The sequence below is a fragment of the Burkholderia sp. 22088 genome, assembly GCF_052045915.1.
GTDB lineage: Bacteria > Pseudomonadota > Gammaproteobacteria > Burkholderiales > Burkholderiaceae > Burkholderia > Burkholderia cepacia.
On the sequence record NZ_JBQEPY010000022.1, the window covers coordinates 129,672 to 151,339 of the forward strand.

At 66.8% G+C, this 21,668-nt stretch carries 14 protein-coding genes and 2 tRNA genes; 7 read left to right on the forward strand and 9 right to left on the reverse strand.

Features of this window, described 5'->3' with window-relative positions; genetic code table 11:
• Position 1: 1 nt before the first annotated feature.
• Positions 2-310, forward strand: a complete 309-nt coding sequence (locus tag ACTJLD_RS34530; RefSeq protein ID WP_060358435.1) for a BolA family protein — start codon at positions 2-4, stop codon at positions 308-310.
• An 18-nt stretch (positions 311-328) separates the two neighbouring features.
• Positions 329-1,111: a peptidylprolyl isomerase gene (locus ACTJLD_RS34535; RefSeq protein ID WP_027787166.1), complete on the forward strand. Its 783-nt coding sequence runs from the start codon at positions 329-331 to the stop codon at positions 1,109-1,111.
• Between the two features lie 176 nt (positions 1,112-1,287).
• Here ACTJLD_RS34535 and ACTJLD_RS34540 read toward each other — a convergent pair whose 3' ends face one another.
• Both ACTJLD_RS34540 and purL read right to left on the reverse strand, forming a co-directional pair.
• Positions 1,288-1,833 carry a GNAT family N-acetyltransferase gene (locus tag ACTJLD_RS34540; RefSeq protein ID WP_091921056.1) on the reverse strand — a complete coding sequence of 182 codons (546 nt, stop codon included), beginning with the start codon at positions 1,831-1,833 and terminating at the stop codon, positions 1,288-1,290.
• Positions 1,834-1,838: 5 nt separating this feature from the next.
• Positions 1,839-5,903, reverse strand: a complete 4,065-nt coding sequence (gene purL / locus ACTJLD_RS34545; protein ID WP_027787164.1) for a phosphoribosylformylglycinamidine synthase — start codon at positions 5,901-5,903, stop codon at positions 1,839-1,841.
• A 331-nt stretch (positions 5,904-6,234) separates the two neighbouring features.
• Between purL and ACTJLD_RS34550 the strand changes: the two genes are divergently transcribed.
• From ACTJLD_RS34550 to pgi, 3 genes are all read left to right on the forward strand, one after another.
• A complete protein-coding gene (locus ACTJLD_RS34550; protein WP_060358433.1) occupies positions 6,235-7,536 on the forward strand; it encodes an FAD-dependent oxidoreductase in 1,302 nt (433 codons plus the stop codon).
• Between the two features lie 64 nt (positions 7,537-7,600).
• Positions 7,601-9,145 carry an NAD(P)H-hydrate dehydratase gene (locus tag ACTJLD_RS34555; protein WP_440660959.1) on the forward strand — a complete coding sequence of 515 codons (1,545 nt, stop codon included), beginning with the start codon at positions 7,601-7,603 and terminating at the stop codon, positions 9,143-9,145.
• Positions 9,146-9,256: 111 nt separating this feature from the next.
• The gene (gene pgi, locus ACTJLD_RS34560) at positions 9,257-10,879 is read left to right on the forward strand and encodes a glucose-6-phosphate isomerase (protein WP_060194394.1); all 1,623 of its coding nucleotides are present in this window, start codon (positions 9,257-9,259) and stop codon (positions 10,877-10,879) included.
• A gap of 78 nt (positions 10,880-10,957) precedes the next feature.
• Here pgi and ACTJLD_RS34565 read toward each other — a convergent pair whose 3' ends face one another.
• The gene (locus tag ACTJLD_RS34565) at positions 10,958-11,671 is read right to left on the reverse strand and encodes an ABC transporter ATP-binding protein (RefSeq protein ID WP_021163968.1); all 714 of its coding nucleotides are present in this window, start codon (positions 11,669-11,671) and stop codon (positions 10,958-10,960) included.
• On the opposite strand from ACTJLD_RS34565, the gene ACTJLD_RS34570 reads away from it, so the two are divergent.
• Positions 11,670-12,344: an arylesterase gene (locus tag ACTJLD_RS34570; RefSeq protein ID WP_027787160.1), complete on the forward strand. Its 675-nt coding sequence runs from the start codon at positions 11,670-11,672 to the stop codon at positions 12,342-12,344. The genes ACTJLD_RS34565 and ACTJLD_RS34570 overlap by 2 nt on opposite strands.
• A 72-nt stretch (positions 12,345-12,416) precedes the next feature.
• Here ACTJLD_RS34570 and ACTJLD_RS34575 read toward each other — a convergent pair whose 3' ends face one another.
• Positions 12,417-14,351, reverse strand: a complete 1,935-nt coding sequence (locus ACTJLD_RS34575) for a SurA N-terminal domain-containing protein (protein ID WP_440660962.1) — start codon at positions 14,349-14,351, stop codon at positions 12,417-12,419.
• 589 nt (positions 14,352-14,940) lie between these two features.
• Between ACTJLD_RS34575 and ACTJLD_RS34580 the strand changes: the two genes are divergently transcribed.
• Positions 14,941-16,332 carry a DUF1254 domain-containing protein gene (locus tag ACTJLD_RS34580; RefSeq protein ID WP_440660964.1) on the forward strand — a complete coding sequence of 464 codons (1,392 nt, stop codon included), beginning with the start codon at positions 14,941-14,943 and terminating at the stop codon, positions 16,330-16,332.
• Between the two features lie 228 nt (positions 16,333-16,560).
• On the opposite strand, the gene ACTJLD_RS34585 is transcribed toward ACTJLD_RS34580, so the two are convergent.
• From ACTJLD_RS34585 to clpP, 5 genes are all read right to left on the reverse strand, one after another.
• A tRNA-Asp gene (locus tag ACTJLD_RS34585) sits at positions 16,561-16,637 on the reverse strand.
• A gap of 23 nt (positions 16,638-16,660) precedes the next feature.
• Positions 16,661-16,736 (reverse strand) — tRNA-Val (locus ACTJLD_RS34590).
• A gap of 204 nt (positions 16,737-16,940) precedes the next feature.
• Positions 16,941-19,364: an endopeptidase La gene (gene lon, locus ACTJLD_RS34595; protein WP_011352361.1), complete on the reverse strand. Its 2,424-nt coding sequence runs from the start codon at positions 19,362-19,364 to the stop codon at positions 16,941-16,943.
• Positions 19,365-19,561: 197 nt separating this feature from the next.
• Positions 19,562-20,833 (reverse strand): ATP-dependent Clp protease ATP-binding subunit ClpX, encoded by a 1,272-nt coding sequence (gene clpX, locus ACTJLD_RS34600; protein ID WP_006489345.1) that lies wholly within the window; start codon positions 20,831-20,833, stop codon positions 19,562-19,564.
• A gap of 164 nt (positions 20,834-20,997) precedes the next feature.
• Positions 20,998-21,651: an ATP-dependent Clp endopeptidase proteolytic subunit ClpP gene (clpP, locus tag ACTJLD_RS34605; protein ID WP_010092137.1), complete on the reverse strand. Its 654-nt coding sequence runs from the start codon at positions 21,649-21,651 to the stop codon at positions 20,998-21,000.
• Positions 21,652-21,668 lie beyond the last annotated feature (17 nt).

Here is a 21,668-nt window from a genome sequence, read left to right on the forward strand (position 1 = left end):
CATGACGGACGCCTTTCTCCACGCGTCGCCCGACGAACGCATCGCGCTGATCGAGGCGCGCCTCACCGCATCGCTCGCCCCGCTGTCGCTCACCGTGCGCGACGACAGCGCGCAGCACGCGGGCCACGTCGGCGCGGCCGCCGGCGGCCACTTCACGGTCACGATCGTGTCGGCCGCGTTCGCGGGCAAGCCGCGCGTCGCGCGGCACCGGCTGGTGTATGATGCGCTCGCTGATGCGATGCAGCGCGGCATTCACGCGCTCGCGATCGTGGCTTACACGCCCGAAGAATTCAACGAATCTTCAATCTAGTCTCATTAGGAATTCCCGATGATCCTGAAATCCCCCCGCCTGTGGGTCGCGGCGGCTGCTTTCGCAGCGGCACCGGCATTTGCCCAGAACATCGCCGTCGTCAACGGCACGCCGATTCCGAAGTCGCGCGCGGACGCGATGGTCGCCCAGCTCGTGCAGCAAGGCCAGACCGACAGCCCGCAGCTGCAGCAGGCCGTGCGCCAGGAACTCGTGAACCGCGAAATCCTGATGCAGGAAGCAATCCGTGAAGGCATCCCGAATCGTCCGGACGTGAAGGCGCAGGTCGCCGTCGCGCAGCAGACCGTCGTGCTGCGTTCGATGATCGAGAGCTTCCTGAAGAAGAACCAGCCGACCGACGCCGAAGTGAAGGCGCGCTACGACGACCTCGTCAAGGGCGCCGGCGGCAATCGCGAATACCACCTGCACCACATCCTCGTCAGCGACGAGCAGCAGGCGAAGGACCTGATCGCGAAGATCAAGGCCGGCGCGAAGTTCGAGGATCTCGCGAAGCAGTTCTCGAAGGATCCGGGCTCGGGCAAGAACGGCGGCGATCTCGACTGGTCCGACCCGAAGGCGTACGTGCCGGAATTCGCGGCGGCCGCGCAGAAGCTGCAGAAAGGCCAGATGACCGACACGCCGGTGAAGACGCAGTTCGGCTGGCACATCATCCGCGTCGACGACATCCGCGACATCGCGCCGCCGCCGCTCGATCAGGTGAAGGCACAGATCGCGCAGCAGCTCGTGCAGCAGAAGCTGCAGGCGTTCGAGGAAGGTCTGCGCCAGCAGGCAAAGATCCAGTAACGCAGGCGCTCGCCGCTCGCGCATCGAAAAGCCGCTCCCCGGAGCGGCTTTTTTTGTTGCCCGCAGTGCCCGCAGGCTGGCCGCAAGCGCATCACGATGGGCGGCGTTTCCACCAAAGAAAAGGCCGCTCCGAAGAGCGGCCTTTGCCGTATGCCTGATCGGCTCGCGCCGCAAACTTAGGCGGGATGGAACACGTCGTGATAGCGAACGTCGCCTGACGGCCGCGGCGCCGAGTCGTCGAGCGACAGCGCAAGGAAATACTCGGGCGGTACGCCCGGGAACACGATGTCGCCGGACGGCGCAAAGCCGAAACGCGTGTAGTACGCGGGCTCCCCGAGCAGGACGCAGCCGCGCGCACCGAGGCGGCGCAACGCGTCGAGCCCCGTGCGCACCAGCCCCGTGCCGATGCTCTGCCGCTGGCAGTCGGGCAGCACCGCGAGCGGCGCGAGCCCGTACCAGCCCTGGCTGCCGGGCGCCTCGCCGCCGATCGACACCGGCGAGAACGCGACGTGCCCGATCAGGCGGCCGTCGCGTTCCGCGACGAGCGAGACGCTCAACGCACCGTCCGCACGCAACGTGTCGACGATCCGCCGTTCGAACTGCCCGCCTTCCGGCTCGCCTGCGAACGCGGCGACGATCACACGGCCGATCGCGTCGGCCTCGCTCGCGCGCTCGTCGCGCAGCGTGACGACCTCGACCGGCGCGTTCGGATCGAACATCATCCCGATCAGCCGATCCAGCGGCGCGCGTTGCGGAACACGCGCATCCACGGGCTCGCTTCACCCCAGCTTTCCGGGTGCCAGCTCATCGCGACCGTACGATGCACGCGCTCCATGTGCGGCATCAGCACCGAGAAGCGGCCGTCGGCCGTCGTGACCGACGTGATGCCGGCCGGCGAGCCGTTCGGGTTGAACGGATAGCGCTCGGTTGCTTCGCCGCGGTGGTCGACGAAGCGCATCGCGACCGCGACGCGATCGATGTCGCCCTGTTGCGAGAAGTCCGCATAACCTTCGCCGTGCGCGACCGCGACCGGAATCCGCGAGCCTTCCATCCCCGCGAAGAAGATCGACGGCGATTTCTCGACTTCGACGAACGAGAAACGCGCCTCGAACTGCTCGGACTTGTTGCGCGTGAACTTCGGCCAGGCTTCCGCACCCGGGATCATCGACGAGATGCTCGACAGCATCTGGCAGCCGTTGCAGATGCCGAGCGCGAACGTGTCGGGACGTGCGAAGAACGCCGAGAACATGTCGGCGAGATTCGCGTTGAAGCGGATCGTCTTCGCCCAGCCTTCGCCCGCGCCCAGCACGTCGCCGTACGAGAAGCCGCCGCATGCGACCGCACCCGCGAAATCGGCGAGATTCGCGCGGCCGGCCAGCAGGTCGCTCATGTGCACGTCGTGCGCATCGAAGCCCGCGCGGTCGAACGCGTAGGCCGTTTCGAGATGCGAGTTCACGCCCTGCTCGCGCAGGATCGCTACGCGCGGCCGTGCGCCCGTCGCGATGAACGGCGCCGCGATGTCGTCAGCCGGATCGAAGCTCAGCACCGGCGAGATGCCCGGGTCGGCCACGTCCAGCAGCGCGTCGTATTCGGCATCCGCGCACGCGGGGTTGTCGCGCAGGCGCGCGATGCGCCAGCTCACTTCGCTCCACGCACGATGGAGTTCGGCGCGCGGTGCGTCGAAAATCTTCTTCGCGTCGCGGTACACCTCGATCACGTCGCGATCGTTGACCGAGCCGATCACGTGCGAGCACGCCGACAGGCCGAACTCGCGCAGCGCGCCCAGCACCGCGTCGCGGTCGGTCGCGCGCACCTGCACGACGGCGCCCAGTTCCTCGGAGAACAGCGCGCGCAGCGTGCGATCCTCGCGGCGGCCGCTCGTCTGCTTCGCCCAGTCCTTCGCGTCGCCGTAGTCGGATTCGTGATTCGGGTCGAGCGTCAGCATGTCGACGTTCAGCGACACGCCCGCGTGACCCGCGAACGCCATTTCGCACACCGTCGCCCACAGGCCGCCGTCCGAGCGGTCGTGGTATGCGAGCAGCTTGTCTTGCGCATTGAGCGACTGGATCGCGTTGAAGAAACGCTTCAGGTCTTCCGCATCGTCGACGTCCGGCGTCGTGTCGCCGACCTGCTGCGTGACCTGCGCGAAGATGCTGCCGCCCATCCGGTTCTTGCCGCGGCCGAGATCGATCGCGATCAGCACGCTGTCGCCCGCATCGGCGATGCGGCGCAGTTGCGGCGTCAGGTGACGGCGCACGTCCTCGACCGGCGCGAACGCGGAGATGATCAGCGACACCGGCGACACCACTTCCTTCGCGACGCCCTGCTCGTCCCACTTCGTCTTCATCGACAGCGAGTCCTTGCCGACCGGGATGCCGATCCCGAGTGCCGGGCACAGCTCCATGCCGATCGCCTTGACCGTGTCGAACAGCGCGGCGTCCTCGCCGGCCGTGCCGCACGCGGCCATCCAGTTCGCCGACAGCTTCAGCTTGTCGAGCGACGCGATCGGCGCGCTCGCGATGTTCGTGATCGCCTCGCCGACCGCCATGCGGCCCGATGCGGGCGCGTCGATCACCGCGAGCGGCGTGCGCTCGGCCATCGTCATCGCCTCGCCCTTGAAGCCCGCGTAGTCGAGCGCGGTGACCGCGCAGTCGGCCACCGGCACCTGCCACGGGCCGACCATCTGGTCGCGCACCGACGTGCCGCCGACCGAACGGTCGCCGATCGTGATCAGGAACGACTTGCTGCCGACCGTCGGGTGCTTCAGCACGTCGATCGCGACTTCCGACAGCGCGATGCCCGTCACGTCGACCGGCGCGCGTTCGGTCGTCACGCGCGTGACGTCACGATGCATGCGCGGCGGCTTGCCGAGCAGCACTTCCATCGGCATGTCGACCGGGTATTCGTCGGCGCCCGTCGCTTCGTCGTCGACGAGCTTCAGCTGGCGTTCGTCGGTCGCGACACCGACCACCGCGAACGGGCAGCGTTCACGCGCGCAGATCGCCTCGAAACGCGGCAGGTCGGCCGGCGCGATCGCCAGCACGTAGCGCTCCTGCGCTTCGTTCGACCAGATTTCGCGCGGCGACAGGCCCGATTCCTCGAGCGCGACCTTGCGCAGCTCGAAGCGCGCGCCCTTGCCCGCGCCGTCGACGATCTCGGGGAACGCATTCGACAGGCCGCCCGCGCCGACGTCGTGGATGCTCAGGATCGGGTTTTCCGCGCCGAGCTGCCAGCAGCCGTTGATCACTTCCTGCGCGCGACGTTCGATTTCCGGGTTGCCGCGCTGCACCGAGTCGAAGTCGAGTTCCGCCGTGTTCGCGCCGGTCGCCATCGAGCTCGCGGCGCCGCCGCCCATCCCGATCCGCATGCCGGGGCCGCCGATCTGGATCAGCAGCGAGCCGGCCGGCACGTCGTGCTTGTGCGTATGCTGATCCGCGATGTTGCCGAGGCCGCCCGCGATCATGATCGGCTTGTGATAGCCATGCACCTTCCCGCCGACGTTCTGCTCGTACACGCGGAAGTAGCCGCCGAGGTTCGGGCGGCCGAATTCGTTGTTGAACGCGGCGCCGCCGAGCGGGCCGTCGATCATGATCTGCAGCGGCGACGCGATGCGGTCCGGACGGCCGTACGGGCCGTGCGCGTCATTCGGATTGCGCTCGCCGACCGGCTGCGCGGCGTCGCGCGCGTTTTCCCACGGCTGGCGGGCGTCCGGCAGGTCGAGGTTCGACACGGTGAAGCCCGTCAGGCCGGCCTTCGGACGCGCGCCGCGGCCCGTCGCGCCTTCGTCGCGGATCTCGCCGCCCGCGCCGGTCGCCGCACCCGGGAACGGCGAGATCGCCGTCGGATGGTTGTGCGTCTCGACCTTCATCAGCGTGTGCGTGAGCTCGGTGTGGCGGCCGTAGCGCTCGCCCGGCTCGCCGGCCGCGCCTGCGTTGCGCGGGAACCAGCGTTCGGCTTCGGCGCCGACCATGATCGACGAGTTGTCCGAATAGGCGACGATCGTGCCCTGCGGGCTCAGCTTCTCGGTGTTGCGGATCATCGCGAACAGCGACATGTCCTGCGCTTCGCCGTCGATCGTCCACTGCGCGTTGAAGATCTTGTGGCGGCAGTGTTCGCTGTTCGCCTGCGCGAACATCATCAGTTCCACGTCGGTCGGGTTGCGTTCGAGCTTGCGGAACGCGTCGACGAGGTAGTCGATCTCGTCGTCGGCGAGCGCGAGGCCCAGCTCGACGTTCGCGCGCTCGAGCGCACCGCGGCCGATACCCAGCACGTCGACGGTCGAGAGCGGCTTGGCCGGCAGTTCGTCGAACAGGTGCTGCGCGTCGTCGCGCGCCGCGACCACGCTTTCGGTCATCCGGTCATGCAGCGCGGCCGCGACGGCTGCGCGCGCGTCGTCCGACAGCGCCTTCTTGCCGCCGAGCAGGCCCGACTTCAGCGTGACCGTGAATTCGACGCCGCGCTCGATGCGGCGCACGTGCGTGAGGCCGCAGTGCTGGGCGATGTCGGTCGCCTTGCTCGCCCACGGCGAAACCGTGCCGAAACGCGGCAGCACGACGAAGGTCTCGGTCGTGCCCTTCTCGGCCGCCGGCTCGAACGGCGCGCCGTAGTGCATCAGCGCGTCGATGCGCGCGCTGTCGTCGGCCGACAGCGGCTCGGCCGCATTGACGAAGTGCAGGAACTGCCCGCGCACCGCGACGATGTTGGCGTCGATTTGCCTGAGCGTGTCGAGCAGACGGGTTTGACGGAAATCGGAGAGGGCCGAAGCGCCGGGAAAACACGAGAAGTGAGCCATGGGCTGGACTGACGTCGATGAGTCGCGCGAGGTGGCGACGTGGGGCGAAAGGAAGGCCGTAATTATACCCGGAAGTCGGTCGCCCAAGACCGGCCGATCGGCAACCCGCATGCACCGCATCGGTGCCGCGATGTCCACCGCACGCGGCCTGCCCGCCGGGCCGCCCCGCGCGGGCGCGGCAGCCGGCGGCCGCGGCACGGCGGCACGGCCCGTGCCACCCCGGCGCCGGTTCCCGCGATTTTGGCGCTATCATTCCGGGTTCACCGGGCCCGGGCCCTCAGCGAATTCTCACCGGGCAGCGCCTGCGCGCCGCCCGTCATCGAAGCAATCCATGGATGTCATCGTCATCGGCGGCGGAATCAGCGGCGTCGCCACCGCCTACCAGTTGCGCGCGGCCGGCCATCGCGTATGCGTGGTCGAACGCCACGCGACCGTCGCGCAGGGTGCGACCTACGGCGACGGCGGCGCGCTGCTGCCGAGCCCGCTCGACGTCTGGTTCGGCCCGACCTTCATGCGCCAGCGCCAGCCGCGCGACAGCGGCATCGTCTACAAGCCCGGCTTCAACGGCGGCGTACGGCGCTTCGTCAAGCAGCTCGGCAGGCTGCGCGAGCCCGACGCGTTCGCCGCGCAGTACACGCGGCTGCGGCCGCTGATCGACGCGTCGCGCGACGCGCTCGCCGACATCGAGACGCGCCTCGAGCTCGAGTTCGAGCAGAAGCCCGGCATCCTGCACGTCGTGCGCGATCCGCGCGACTGGGAAGCGATGCAGCCCGCGCTCGACCTGCTGCGCACGCTCGACCAGCCGTACCGCCTGCTCTCCGCAGACGAATGCGCGGCACTCGAGCCGTCGGTGCCGGCCGAGCCCGGTTTCGCCGGCGGCGTGCTGCTCGAGACCGAGCGCACCGGGAATTGCCCGCTGTTCGCGAAACTGGTCAAGCAGACGCTCGACGAGCACGGCGTGCAGTTCCGCTTCGGCGCGGAAGTCGCCGCGATCCGCGTCGACAACGGCCGCGCCGCGGTCGAGCTCGTCCCGCCCGGCGACCGCCACGCGTCGAACGCCCGCGACGTCGACGTGATTTCCGCCGATGCAATCGTGGTCGCCGCCGGCGCCGGCAGCCTGCCGCTGCTCGACCGCCTCGGCTGGCGCCTGCCGCTGCACCCGGTGCGGGTCCATGCGCTGACCGCGCCGGTCGCCTACGAAGAACATGCGCCGCACCTGAACGTCATCGATTCGATCAAGCGCATCTCGATCACGCGCACCCACCAGCGGCTGCGCGTCGGCGGCGGCGCCGTGCTGCAGAGCCTGCCCGACACCGCGAAGCCGCTCGCCGAGCCGCTGTCCGAGGCCGCGCTCGCATTGCTCGGCCAGGCCGTCCACGACTGGGTGCCCGGTGCCGCGAGGATCTCGGCCGCGCTGTCCTGGCAAGGCACGCAACTGCTGTCGCCGGACGGCCTGCCGGTCGTCGGTCCGACCCCGCATCCGCGCGTATTCGTCAATTTCGGGCACGGCCCGGCCGGCTGGGGGCTCGCGTGCGGGTCTGCTAAAGTGGTGACCGACTACCTGGGCGGCGACGTGCAGCACTGGCGCGCCGACACGCTCGCCGCGCTAAGCGCCGGGCGCTTCACGACCTGACCGCCGCGGGGCCCGTCCCCGGCGGCCGCCTTGCCAGCCGCCGCGACCCGGCGATGACCCCGCGATGACCGTTACCCTTCCGCTTCCCGATTCCGCTCCGATCGCGCTGCTGCGCGTCGCCGACCTGCGCACGGCCGAAGCCGACGCAGCCGCGGCGCTGCCGCCGCATACGCTGATGGGTCGCGCCGGCGCCGCCGCCGCGCGCTGGCTGTCCGAACGCGCGGCCGGCGACAACCGCCCCGTGTGGTTCGCGGTCGGCCCGGGCAACAACGGCGGCGACGCGCTCGTTGCCGCCGCGCACCTCCAGCAGCTCGGCGTCGCGACCCAGGCGTGGATGCCGGTGCCGGTGAAGCCCGACGACGCGCAATGGGCGCTCGGCCTCGCGCGCGCCGCCGGCGTGCCGCTGTCGGCCACGCCGCCTGCTTCGCTGGACGGCTATGCGTGGGTGGTCGACGGACTGTTCGGCATCGGTCTCGGCCGCGCGCTCGACGGCGCGTTCGCCGAGCAGGCCGCGCGCATCGCCGCGCATGCGCGCAGCGGCGGCCGCGTGCTTGCGCTGGATGTGCCGAGCGGACTCGACAGCGATACGGGCCAGATCGTCGGCGCGGGCGTCGCCGTCGCCGCCACCCACACGCTCACGTTCATCGGCGCGAAGCCGGGCCTCTACACCGGCGAAGGCCGGGATCTCGCCGGCGCGATCGACGTCGAATCGCTCGACGTCGCGCCACCCGCCGCGCCGGCCATCGTACTGAACGCGCCCGCGCGGTTCGCCGCCGCCCTGCCCGCGCGCGCATTCGCGTCCCACAAGGGCACGTACGGCAGCCTCGCGGTACTCGGCGGCGACACCGGCATGTGCGGCGCGCCGATCCTGGCCGCGCGCGCCGCGCTGTTCGCCGGTGCCGGCAAGGTGCATGTCGGCTTCCTCGGCACCGGCGCGCCGCCGTACGATCCGCCGTTCCCCGAACTGATGCTGCACGCGGCCGACACCCTCGACCCCGGCGCGATGACCGCCATCGCCGCAGGCTGCGGGCTGGGCACGCGCGAGGCCGCGGCGACGCTCGTGCGCGACGTGCTTGCCCACGACGCCGCAACGCTGCTCGATGCCGACGCACTGAACCTCGTCGCGACGCATGCGGATCTCGCGGCCGCCGTCGCCACGCGCGGCGCGCGCGGTTATCCGTGCGTGCTGACGCCGCATCCGCTCGAGGCCGCGCGGCTGCTCGGCTGCGACACGGCGGCGATTCAGCGCGACCGCCTCGCGGCCGCGCAGGCGCTCGCGTCACGTTATGCGGCCATCGTCGTGCTGAAAGGCTCGGGCACGGTGATTGCGGCGCCAGACGGCCGCATGACGATCAACCCGACCGGCAACGCAGCGCTCGCCACGGGCGGCACCGGCGACGTGCTCGGCGGCCTGATCGGCGCGCTGCTCGCGCAACGCGTCGCGCCGTACGAAGCGGCGCTGGCAGGCGTCTACCTGCACGGCCTCGCGGCCGACACGCTGACCGCGAACGGAACCGGCCCGGCCGGACTCACGGCAGGCGAACTCGCGCCGATGGTGCGCACGCTGGTCAATCGCCTTTTTTATGCGTCGCCGCGCGCCGGCACATAACGCCGCTATACTGACTGCCCCGCCGCACGGCGGGCCCTCTCGTCCGCCGGCCTTCCGATCCCGATGAGCCGGCGCGGCATTCCTCCCGATTCACGCTTCACTCGAACCGCCATGACGCTGAATTCGCTCCCCGCCTGGACTGCCCTTCAATCCCACTTCGAACAGATCCGTCACGCCCGGCTGCGCGACTGGTTCGCGCCGGAACACGACCGCGCGCCGACCCGCGCCGAACGCTTCACGATTCCGGGCGGCGGTCTCGCGGCCGATTTCTCGAAGAACCGCATCAACGACGAAACGCTGCGCCTGCTCGTCCAGCTCGCGCGCGACGCGGGTGTCGAGGCGCGCCGCGACGCGATGTTCGCGGGCGAAATCGTGAACCCGACCGAAGGCCGTGCCGCCCTGCACACCGCGCTGCGCGCGACCGATCCGCAAGCGCCGTTCCACGCGCAGGTGAGCGCCGAGCGCGCGAAGATGGCGACGTTCGCTCGCGCCGTGCGCAGCGGCACCTGGACGGGCTACACCGGCAAACGCATCCGCCACGTGATCAACATCGGCATCGGCGGCTCCGATCTCGGGCCGAAGATGGTCGTACACGCGCTGCACCACGTCGCGACGCCCGAAATTTCCACGCACTTCGTGTCGAACGTCGACGGCGCCGATCTCGCACGCGTGCTCGAACAGGTCGATCCCGAGGAAACGCTCGCGATCATCGTGTCGAAGACCTTCACGACGCTCGAGACGATGACGAACGCACGTTCGCTGCGCGACTGGTTCGTCGCGCGCGGCTGCCCCGAGGACGCGCTTGCAAAGCACTTCGTCGGCGTGTCGGCGAACCCGGCCGAAGTCGTGAAGTTCGGCATCGCCGCGGACAACGTGTTCGAAATGTGGGACTGGGTCGGCGGCCGCTATTCGCTGTGGTCGGCGGTCGGGCTGTCGATCATGATCGCGATCGGCCCCGAGCAGTTCGACGAGCTGCTGGCCGGCGCGAACGACATGGACCGTCATTTCCGCGAGGCGCCGCTCGAGCGCAACCTGCCCGTGCTGCTCGGCCTGATCGGCATCTGGTACCGGAATTTCTTCGGTTCGCAGAGCTATCTCGTCGCGCCGTATTCGGAAGCGCTGCACTACCTGCCGTCGTACCTGCAGCAGCTCGAAATGGAAAGCAACGGCAAATCCGCGCGCCTGGACGGCACCTTCGTCGACTACCCGACGTCGGCCGTCACGTGGGGCGAGCCGGGCACCAACGGCCAGCATGCGTTCTTCCAGATGCTGCACCAGGGGCCGACGATCGTGCCGATCGACTTCATCGCGGTGCTGACGCCCGAGCATCCGCTCGCGAGCCACCACCCGAAGCTGCTCGCGAACTGCTTCGCGCAGAGCGAGGCACTGATGCTCGGCCGCACGCTGGAAGAAGCACGCAAGGTCGCGGGGCCGGGCAAGGAGGCGCTCGCGCCGCACCTGACGTTCCCGGGCAACCGCCCGACGACGACGCTGCTCGTCGATGCGCTGACGCCGCGCACGCTCGGCGCGCTGATCGCGCTGTACGAACACAAGGTGCTCGTGCAGGCAACGGTGTGGGACATCAATCCGTTCGACCAGTGGGGCGTCGAGCTCGGCAAGATTCTCGGCAAGGTGGTGGAAGCCGACCTGTCGGCCGAGTCGGTCGATCCGGCGAAGCACGACTCGTCGACCACCGCGCTGATCGAGCGCGCCCGCGCGGCGTTAAAGCGCTGAGGCACTGTGAGGCACTGACGCAGCGGCGTCATGCCCATGCCGGCCGCTCGGCGCACGCCGCGCGGCCGGCAAAAGCATTCAGCCGTTGCGCTGCGCCGCGCGCGGCTCGACGATGCGCCCGGCGTCGAGCGTCACCGTCGTCGCGCAGCGGCGTGCCAGTTCGGCATCGTGCGTGACGAGCACGAGCGTTGCACCGTTCGTGCGGTTCAGTTCGAACATCAGGTCGATGACCGCATGGCCCGTGGCCGCATCGAGGCTGCCGGTCGGCTCGTCGGCAAAGAGGATCGCCGGGCGCGTGACGAATGCGCGCGCAAGCGCGACGCGCTGCTGCTCGCCGCCGGACAACAACTTCGGATAATGCGCGGTGCGTTCGCCGAGACCGACCTGCACGAGCAGCGCCCGGGCGCGATCGGCGGCATCGCGCGCACTGATGCCGCCCTGCAGTTCGAGCGGCAGCATCACGTTCTCGAGCGCCGTCAGGTGCGGCATCAACTGGAACGACTGGAATACGAACCCGACTGCGCCGTTGCGCAGCGCCGCGCGCGCGTCCTCGTCGAGCTGATCGAGCGCGCGACCGAGCAGGCGAACCGTGCCGCTCGTCGCGCTGTCCAACCCCGCAAGCAGGCCGAGCAGCGTCGATTTACCCGACCCCGACGCGCCGACGATCGCGAGACTGCTGCCCGGCCGCACGGCGAGCGTGATGCCGTCGAGGATCGTCAGCTCGCCGGTTGCGTCGGCGACCCGCTTGCACACGTCATGGACTTCGATGATCGGATCGGTAATCTTGAACATGGACACGACATTTCGCTGGAAAAGACGCGCGGCGATCGCCGCGCTGCTGGGTACGCTGCTGGCCGCCGCCGTGCCCGCACGCGCCGCGACGACACCGGCCGCGACATCGGGCCAGCCCGTGATCGTCGTGCTCGGCGACAGCCTGTCGGCCGAATACGGGCTGCCGCGCGACACCGGCTGGGTGGCGTTGCTGCGGCAACGGCTCACGACCGAGCGAATCGATTATAGCGTCGCGAACGCCAGCGTCAGCGGCGACACGACCAGCGGCGGCCGCGCGCGGCTGCCTGCGGTGCTGCAGCGACTCAAGCCGTCGATCGTCGTCGTCGAGCTCGGCTCGAACGATGCGCTGCGCGGCGTGCCGCTCGCGACGACCGAACAGAACCTGCGCGACATCATCGCCGGTGCGCGGCAAGCGCGGGCCAGGGTCGTGCTGGTCGGCATGTACGTGCCGCCCAACTACGGCCCGGACTACACGCAGAAGTTCCACGCCGTCTATACGCGGCTGTCGAAGGATCTCGGCGTGCCGCTCGTGCCGTTCCTGCTGGCCGGCATCGAGAACAAGCCCGAGATGTTCCAGGCCGACCAGATGCATCCAGCGCAGCAGGCTCAGGGCATTCTGCTCGACAACGTCTGGCCGGCGCTGAAACCGCTGCTCGGCAAGCCGCGCGGCTGACGCCGCCTCGCCCCGCCGGAAAGCAAAAAGCCCCGCGTGAAGCGGGGCTTTTTGTTGCGGGCGAAACGATGCTCAGTTGTCGCCGTCCGGCGACTGGCTGGCCGTCGAGCCGTACAGCTTCACCTTCGAGCGATCGCGCAGCGCGGCGAGATACGCTTCGCCTTCGCTCTGCGCGTCGACCTGCGCCATCTGCTGCTGCGCGGCCGCCAGTTGCTGCGGATCAACCGCCGAACCCGGGATCACCGCGTTCACGCGATAGATCGCATAGCCGTCCGCGCCGAGATCGACACCGACGTAGGCCGGCAGCGTCTTCGCATCGACCTTGTAGACGGCGCTCAGCGCAGCCGGCGTCAGGCCCTGCGACTGCGTACGCGATACCTTCTGCGCGGCCGCGAACCCGTCGGTCGACTTCGACTTCTGCAGTTCGGCAAGCTTCGCCGCGCCGTCCTTCTTCGCGAGTTCGGCAGCCTGCTCGGCGACCACCTTCTGGCGCACGACGTCCTTGATCGCGTCGAGCGCGGGCACGGCAGCCGGCTTGTAGTCGGTCACACGCGCCGAGATCAGCGTGTTGTTGCCGACGTCGATCGCCTGCGTGTTGTTCTGGTTCTTCACCGAGTCGTTTGCGAACACGGCGGCCAGGAACTTCGGATTGTTCAGCGGGCTCGTCGGCGGCAACTGCGGATTCGGCGTCGGCGTGACGGTAGCCGTCTGGATCGTCAGCTTGTACTTGTCCGCGGCCGGCTGCAGCGTCTTCGCCTTTTCGTAGACAGTGGACGTGAAGCCTTCCGCGTTGTCCGTGAACGCCTTCGATGCGTACTGCTGCTTCAGGTCGGCTGCGATCTGGTCCTTCACTTCCGCGAACGGCTTGACGGCCGCCGGCTTCACTTCCGTTGCCTTCAGGATGTGGAAGCCCAGATCCGACTGCACGACACCGCTCACATCGCCTTGCTTGAGCGCGAACGCGGCATCGTCGAACGCCTTGCCGCCCGCCGTCGAGCCGCGCGTGATGAAGCCGAGGTCGCCGCCCTTCGCGGCCGACGGCGCATCCTGCGAGTCCTTCTGCGCGATCTGCGCGAACTGGTCCGGGTGCGCCTTCACGTCGGCAAGCAGTTGCTCGGCCTTCGTCTTCGCTGCAGTCTTGTCGGCCGCGCTTGCGCTGCCCGGTGCGGCGATGAAGATGTGGCTCACGCGCACCTGCGCTTCGGTGCGGAAGTGCGTCGGGTTGTCATCGTAGAACTTCTTGATGTCCGCGTCGGTCGGCTGCGCGCTCGCGGCCGCTGCCGCCGGCGAATAGACGAGGTACTGGATCGTCGCGGTCTCCGGCGTCGCGAAGCTCTGCTTGTGCGCGTCGTAGTACGCGGTGAGCTGCGCGTCGGTCGGCCGGACCTTTGCGGCGAAGTCGCTCGTCTTCAGCACGAGCGCCTGCACTTCGCGCTGCTGCGCGGCGAGTTCGGACAGACGTTGCGCGAGGCTCTTCGGCGTGAACGCGCTCGACACGATGCTGGCCGGAATCTGCTGCAGCGCGAGGCTGTAGCGCACGCGCTCCTGATACTGCTCGGGCGTCATCCCCTGGAACGACAGCAGCTGCGCATAGCGCTCGACGTCGATCGACCCGTCGGGCTTCTTCAGCGACGCGATCATCGGGTCGCTCATCAGTGCGTCGCGCACGGCGTTGTCCGATGCGGTCAGGTGCAGACGTTGGGTCTCGTCGGCCAGCACGCGTTGCTGGATCAGGCCGTCGAGCACCTGCTTGCGGTGCTCGGGCGTATCGAACATCTTGATGTCGAACTGCCCGCCGAGTGCCTGGCGCGCCTGGTCGATCTGCTGGCGGAACGCGCCGTCGAATTCGACCCGCGTGATCTTGTGCCCGTTGACTGCCGCGACGTTCGCACTATCGTCGAAGAAGCCGCGGAAGCCTTGGATCCCGACGAAACCCAGCCCCGGCAACACGATCAGGAGCAGGAGCGCCATCATCAGGCGCTGGTGATTACGGAAGAAATCGAGCATGCGTGACGGGAAAATTGGACAAAACGCCCGATATTACAACATACGGGGTAGAACGGGAGAAAAGCGGCGGCGCCCGCGGCGATCACCACAGGAAGTACAGGCAAAAATACCCGTCTTTCAGAACCGGGCACGCACCGTCACCCGCCTCTCCTCGCGAAGTTCGAAAAGCAGCTCGCCCAATGATCGTCCCCCATCGCGGCCGCCCAGGCTCCCGGCAGCACACGATCACTCGTTCGCGGAGCGGCTTGCCCGATGCGGGGCTGGCGTCATTCGCGCCGACGACCGCACGGCACCGCCAGGACCGCGAATCGAGCCAACGGAACGCGCCCGACACGGGAGCACACGGCACAAGCCCGGCATGGGCCACGAGAAACGTGACGACCGGAAAGGCGACAAGGATCAACCGCACGATGCCGATCGGTCGACACCGCCCTAACGAGTCGTCGGACTTTGCATATCGAAAATAGATCGTTCGTGCCGCATCGCAAGCCGGATACGCTTTTCGCGCCGTGCAATCCGTGCCACGCTCGTCGACGAAACGATGAACGGGTGCGGCCCATTCGACCATTCAACCCTACCGCACCACTCGATGAGTTTTCTTCACCACGCGCGCCTCGTCGCATTCGCTGCCTCTGTCGGCCTTCTGGCGGGCTGCAATGGGGAAAGTGTCGATAGCTCGGGCGTTTCGCCCGTCGCGACGAAAAATGCCGCAAACAGTGCCACGCTATTCACGATTCCGCTGTACCAGTTCTACGCAACCCGACAGAGCTACATCGCTCAGGGCCTTGCGCCGAATACGTTTGTGCACAGTCGCCAGCTGTCCGATGCTTCGTCCACCTCGGTGACGAAGCCCAATCACGACACGCTGTATTCCGTCGCCATGCTTCAACTGGACGCCGGTCCTGTTCAGATCGACACACCCGCCAGCGGCACCCGCTACTTTTCCCTCGCGCTGATGGACGCCTATACGAACAACTTCGCGATTCGCGGCACGAGCGCCGACAACGGTGTCGCGAAGGTCTTTTGGGTCGTGGGGCCGAACTGGCAGGGAACCGCCCCGGCAGGCGTCACCGTGCTCCGCTCGTCGACCAACGCGGTGTGGGCGTTGGCGCGGACTTACGTGAGCGATGCGAACGATTACCCCGCCGCGTGGGCCGTTCAGAATCAACTGGTCGTGTCGCGCCCCGCTGGAACCGGTGTCGCTGCGTGGGACAGCGTGGACACGCAAAAGCCGCCCGGTTATGCCAACTGGCCGTCGTATTTTCAGTACGTGAACCGGCTCTTGAAAAAGAGTCCGCCGACGCCGCAGGATACGGCCGAGGCGACGAACGCACTCGACGTGACAGGTATAGGCCCGGCGCAGACCTTCAACGCGTCGTCCGCCGACGTCGCATCGATCGACGCAGGCGCGGCAGAGGCGCTGGCGAGTCTGACGGGCGGCGGAACGCAGCAAGCCACCGCCCAGACGAGTACCGACGCAAATGGCTGGACAGGCGGCCCGGCCAACGTCGGCAACTATGGAACCCAGTACACGCTACGGGCGCGCGTTGCGCTGAACGGCCTCGGTGCGCTGCCCGGTAGCGAAGCGATCTACTACACCAGTACGGGAGCGGCGAACACGTCGGGGGCGAATTACGACGGCAACGGCGTCTATCAGATGACGTTCCCGGCGGGACAGCTTCCTCCGGCGCGCGCCTTCTGGTCATTGACGCTGTACGCCGGCACGAACCAGGCGCAGGCTTTCTTTTATCCGAATCCCGATCGAATCTATGCGCTGTCCTATCCGGCGTCGAACTTTCAGTTCGCGAGCGACGGCTCGCTCGTGCTCACCATCAGCCATGTGCGACCCGCGGGTGTCCCCGCCAGCAACTGGCTGCCGGCCCCTGCCGGCGCGTTCAATCTGACGCTGCGCACCTACTTGCCGGACGCCCCGCTCCTGAATGGAACCTACAAGTTGCCGCCGGTAATACGCGTTCAGTAATACAGCCCCGCGCGAGCCGGAAAAAACGGCGCCTCTGTGGCGAGAAAGCATGAAAAACCCGCGACCGCGTTCGAGCGGTCGCGGGTTTTCCGTTCTGACGGCGGCGCGCCCCGGAGGCCGCGCAGACGATTTCCCCCGCCGTTTTTGCGTTCGGTTTGCGCCCGGGATCTGGCGCAAACCGAACGCAAAAACAACAATGCCCGCACGAGGCGGGCATTGTTGTTTGTTTGGCGGAGCGGACGGGACTCGAACCCGCGACCCCCGGCGTGACAGGCCGGTATTCTAACCGACTGAACTACCGCTCCTTGGTCTGGCTGAATCTGGAAACTGGTGGGTGCTGAGGGGTTCGAACCCCCGACCTACGCCTTGTAAGGGCGCCGCTCTACCAGCTGAGCTAAGCACCCGTTTCCGATTCGTTCTGGCTGCGATCTGCGTTTCGGCATCAACAACCAGCGAGCCCGCAAGTTTAATTCATCCCCGATCATTTTGCAAAGCCCCGGTGCGAATATTTTCCACGCTCGCGCATACGATTCCGGGACGCATAAAAAAACCCGCGGCCAAGCCGCGGGTTTCGTGAACAACCGTCAGAACGAACGGCACTCCGATGCTCAGTGCTTGACGAATTCCGTCGAGCCGGCATCCTTCGCCGCATCGGCGACCGGTGCCGCCGCCTTCGCCTCTTCTTCCGGCGGCAGCGGGGTCGGCGAACGCTCGAGCGCGAGTTCAAGCACTTTGTCGATCCAGCGGACCGGCACGATCTCGATCGCGTTCTTCACGTTGTCCGGAATCTCGGCGAGATCCTTGACGTTCTCTTCCGGGATCAGCACGAGCTTGATGCCACCGCGATGCGCTGCGAGCAGCTTCTCCTTCAGGCCACCGATCGGCAGGACTTCACCACGCAGCGTGATTTCGCCCGTCATCGCGACATCGGCACGCACCGGGATACCCGTCAGCACCGACACCAGCGCGGTCGTCATCGCACCGCCGGCGGACGGACCGTCCTTCGGCGTCGCGCCTTCCGGCACGTGGATGTGGATGTCCTGCTTCTCGAACGCTTCGTCCTTGATGCCCAGACGCCGCGAACGCGAGCGCACGACCGAACGTGCCGCCTCGACCGACTCCTTCATCACGTCGCCGAGCGAACCCGTACGGATCACGTTGCCCTTGCCCGGCATCACCGCGGCTTCGATCGTCAGCAGATCGCCACCGACTTCCGTCCACGCGAGGCCCGTCACCTGACCGACCTGGTTTTCCTTCGCCGCGAGGCCGAAGTCGTACTTGCGCACGCCGAGGAAGGTATCGAGGTTCTCGCCGTCGACCTTGATCGCGCCCGATGCCTTCTTCAGCAGCAGCATCTTCACGACCTTGCGGCAGATCTTCGACACTTCCCGCTCGAGCGAACGCACACCGGCTTCGCGCGTGTAGTAGCGGATGATGTCGCGGATCGCCTGCTCGGTGACCTCGATCTCGCCTTCCTTCAGCCCGTTGTTCTTCTTCTGCTTCGGCAGCAGGTAACGCTGGGCAATGCTGACCTTCTCGTCTTCCGTATAGCCCGACAGACGGATCACTTCCATCCGGTCGAGCAGCGGCGGCGGGATGTTCAGCGAGTTCGACGTCGCGACGAACATCACATCCGACAGGTCGAAGTCGACTTCGATGTAGTGGTCGGCGAACGTGTGGTTCTGTTCCGGATCGAGCACCTCGAGCAGCGCCGACGACGGATCGCCGCGGAAATCCATGCCCATCTTGTCGACTTCGTCGAGCAGGAAGAGCGGATTGCGCACGCCGACCTTCGTGAGGCTCTGCAGGATCTTGCCCGGCATCGAACCGATATACGTACGACGGTGGCCGCGGATCTCGGCTTCGTCACGCACGCCGCCGAGTGCCATCCGGACGAACTTGCGGTTCGTCGCACGGGCGATCGACTGGCCGAGCGAGGTCTTGCCGACGCCCGGGGGCCCGACGAGGCACAGGATCGGCGCCTTGACCTTGTCCACGCGCTGTTGCACCGCGAGATACTCGAGGATGCGTTCCTTCACCTTCTCGAGGCCGAAGTGATCTTCGTCGAGCACCTGCTCGGCGTTCGACAGGTCGTTGTTGACCTTGCTCTTCTTGCGCCACGGCAGGCCGATCAGCGTGTCGATGTAGTTGCGCACGACGGTGGCTTCCGCCGACATCGGCGACATCAGCTTCAGCTTCTTCAGCTCGGCGTCGGCCTTCTTCTTCGCTTCCTTCGGCATGCGCGCGGCGTTGATGCGCTTCTCGAGTTCCTCGAGGTCCGCACCCTCTTCGCCTTCGCCCAGTTCCTTCTGGATCGCCTTGACCTGCTCGTTCAGGTAGTACTCGCGCTGGCTCTTTTCCATCTGGCGCTTCACGCGCCCGCGGATGCGCTTTTCGACCTGCAGGATGTCGATCTCGGCTTCGAGTTGCGCGAGCAGGTGCTCGAGGCGCTCGATGACCGGGAACATCTCGAGGATGTGCTGCTTCTGGTCGAGCTTCAGCGGCAGGCGCTCGGCGATCATGTCGGCGAGGCGGCCCGCTTCGTCGATGCCCGACAGCGACGTGAGGATCTCCGGCGGGATCTTCTTGTTCAGCTTCACGTACTGGTCGAACTGCGACACGATCGCGCGGCGCAGCGCTTCCGTTTCAGCGCTGTCGGCGTGATCGGGCTCGAGCGGCATCACTTCGCAGGAGAATTGCGTTTCCTGCTCTTCGATCGACAACGCCTTCGCACGCTGCAGGCCCTCGACGAGCACCTTCACGGTGCCGTCCGGCAGCTTCAGCATCTGCAGGATGTTGGCGATACAACCGACCTCGTACATGTCCTTTTCGGTCGGTTCGTCCTTGGCTGCGGTTTTCTGGGCGACAAGCATGATGTGCTTGCCGCCTTCCATCGCTGCTTCGAGGGCCTTGATCGATTTCGGCCGGCCCACGAAGAGCGGAATGACCATGTGCGGGAAAACGACGACATCCCGCAGCGGCAGCAGCGGGAGCGTGATGCGTTCCGGCGGAAGAAGTTGGGTGCCTGACATTTCATTTCCCCATGAGTGGAATCAATTGTTCGGTAATTGAGGCCGCCACAACGAATTGCAAGCCTTCAAGTGCGGGAAATATTCGGTAAGAAAGTAACCACCGCGAGTCGAGTCAGAGTTACCCACAAGATAAACGAAAAAAAGCCGCCCACGGACTCATGAACGGCCTTTTTCGCAGAACATCGTCGGCAAGCCGGTCAGTTCGAACCCGCCACCTTCGGCGTGTCCTCATAGATCAGCAAAGGCTTGCCGTCGCCATCGATGACGTTTTCGTCGATGATGACCTTGCTGACCCCTTTCATCGTCGGCAGCTCGTACATCACGTCGAGCAACGCCTGTTCGATGATCGAACGCAAACCGCGCGCGCCGGTCTTGCGGCGGATCGCCTTGCGGGCGACTGCCTGCAGCGCGCCCGGCCGGATCTCCAGCTCGACGCGCTCCATCGCGAACAGTTTGTGATACTGCTTGACGAGCGCATTCTTCGGCTCGACCAGGATCTTCATCAGCGCCGCTTCATCGAGCTTGCCGAGCGTCGCGACCACCGGCAGGCGGCCGATCAATTCGGGGATCAGACCGAATTTGATCAGGTCTTCCGGCTCCGTTTCACGCAGCACTTCGCCCGCGTCACGCTCCTGCTTGCTCTTGACCGTCGCACCGAAGCCGATACCGGTTTTCTCGGTACGATCGGTGATCACCTTTTCGAGACCGTCGAACGCACCGCCGCAGATGAACAGGATGTTGGTCGTGTCGACCTGGATGAAGTCCTGGTTCGGGTGCTTGCGGCCGCCCTGCGGCGGCACCGACGCCATCGTGCCCTCGACGAGCTTCAGCAGTGCCTGCTGGACGCCCTCGCCCGACACGTCGCGCGTGATCGACGGGTTGTCCGACTTGCGGCTGATTTTGTCGATTTCGTCGATGTAGACGATCCCGCGCTGGGCCTTGTCGACCTCGTAGTTGCAGTTCTGCAACAGCTTCTGGATGATGTTCTCGACGTCCTCGCCGACGTAGCCGGCTTCGGTCAGCGTCGTCGCATCGGCGATCACGAACGGAACGTTGAGCAACCGCGCGAGCGTCTGCGCGAGCAGCGTCTTGCCGGAGCCCGTCGGGCCGATCAGCAGGATGTTGCTCTTCGACAGCTCGACGTCGTCCTTCTTGTCGAGATGCTTCAGGCGCTTGTAGTGGTTGTACACGGCCACCGCGAGGATCTTCTTCGCGCGCTCCTGGCCGATCACGTACTGATCGAGGATGTCGCGAATTTCCTGCGGGCTCGGCAGATCCGACCGGGACAGGCTGGCCTCGACGCCGGCGGCAGCCGCCTCGTCGCGAATGATTTCGTTGCAGAGGTCGATACATTCATCGCAGATGAACACCGACGGGCCCGCGATGAGTTTTTTCACCTCATGCTGGCTTTTTCCGCAAAACGAGCAATACAACAGCTTCTCGCTGTTCGAACCTTTTTTGTCCGCCATGAATGTAGAGCCTCCGGACAGGTAAATGACATGATACGCCGAATGCTCCGGGCACCGCGCCTAGGGCGCGACCGGAGCCGACCGGATGCGCTTGCCGCAGATGCTCTGGGCGTTCGGGAAGTCGCAGGGGCGCCGCACGAATCGGGGCGGCACCCCACTTAAGCTCACGGGCGCTTCAGCAGCACCTGGTCGATCAGCCCGTACGCCTTCGCATCCTCGCTCGACATGAAGTTATCACGGTCGGTGTCGCGCGCGATGCGTTCGACGTCCTGGCCCGTGTGCTGCGCGAGCAACTGGTTCAGCCGCTCCTTCAGGTAGAGGATTTCGCGCGCCTGGATCTCGATGTCCGATGCCTGGCCGCGTGCGCCGCCGAGCGGCTGGTGAATCATCACGCGCGAGTTCGGCAGCGCGAAACGCTTGCCCTTCGCGCCCGACGCGAGCAGGAACGCGCCCATGCTGGCCGCGAGGCCCATGCACAGCGTCGACACGTCCGGCTTGATGAACTGCATCGTGTCGTAGATCGCCATGCCGGCCGACACCGACCCGCCCGGGCTGTTGATGTACAGGCTGATGTCCTTGTCGGGATTCTCGCTCTCGAGGAACAGCAACTGCGCGACCACGAGGTTGGCGGTCTGGTCGTTCACTTCGCCGACCATGAACACCAAGCGCTCCTTCAGGAGACGCGAATAGATATCGTACGAACGCTCGCCGCGGCCGCTCGTTTCGACGACGATCGGCACCAGCCCCAGCGCTTGCGCCTCGAAACCTTGCGGCGCGTTCGAAGCAAGCATGTCCAGCAATTCAGCGCGAGTGATCATTCAATGAACCTTGTTCG

Excerpts from the sequence above, each read along its gene's own strand:
- ACTJLD_RS34530 (WP_060358435.1), top strand. The coding sequence starts at position 2 with ATGACGGACGCCTTTCTCCACGCGTCGCCCGACGAACGCATCGCGCTG.
- ACTJLD_RS34535 (WP_027787166.1), top strand. The coding sequence starts at position 329 with ATGATCCTGAAATCCCCCCGCCTGTGGGTCGCGGCGGCTGCTTTCGCA.
- ACTJLD_RS34540 (WP_091921056.1), bottom strand. The coding sequence starts at position 1,833 with ATGATGTTCGATCCGAACGCGCCGGTCGAGGTCGTCACGCTGCGCGAC.
- purL (WP_027787164.1), bottom strand. The coding sequence starts at position 5,903 with ATGGCTCACTTCTCGTGTTTTCCCGGCGCTTCGGCCCTCTCCGATTTC.
- ACTJLD_RS34550 (WP_060358433.1), top strand. The coding sequence starts at position 6,235 with ATGGATGTCATCGTCATCGGCGGCGGAATCAGCGGCGTCGCCACCGCC.
- ACTJLD_RS34555 (WP_440660959.1), top strand. The coding sequence starts at position 7,601 with ATGACCGTTACCCTTCCGCTTCCCGATTCCGCTCCGATCGCGCTGCTG.
- pgi (WP_060194394.1), top strand. The coding sequence starts at position 9,257 with ATGACGCTGAATTCGCTCCCCGCCTGGACTGCCCTTCAATCCCACTTC.
- ACTJLD_RS34570 (WP_027787160.1), top strand. The coding sequence starts at position 11,670 with ATGGACACGACATTTCGCTGGAAAAGACGCGCGGCGATCGCCGCGCTG.
- ACTJLD_RS34565 (WP_021163968.1), bottom strand. The coding sequence starts at position 11,671 with ATGTTCAAGATTACCGATCCGATCATCGAAGTCCATGACGTGTGCAAG.
- ACTJLD_RS34575 (WP_440660962.1), bottom strand. The coding sequence starts at position 14,351 with ATGCTCGATTTCTTCCGTAATCACCAGCGCCTGATGATGGCGCTCCTG.
- ACTJLD_RS34580 (WP_440660964.1), top strand. The coding sequence starts at position 14,941 with ATGAGTTTTCTTCACCACGCGCGCCTCGTCGCATTCGCTGCCTCTGTC.
- lon (WP_011352361.1), bottom strand. The coding sequence starts at position 19,364 with ATGTCAGGCACCCAACTTCTTCCGCCGGAACGCATCACGCTCCCGCTG.
- clpX (WP_006489345.1), bottom strand. The coding sequence starts at position 20,833 with ATGGCGGACAAAAAAGGTTCGAACAGCGAGAAGCTGTTGTATTGCTCG.
- clpP (WP_010092137.1), bottom strand. The coding sequence starts at position 21,651 with ATGATCACTCGCGCTGAATTGCTGGACATGCTTGCTTCGAACGCGCCG.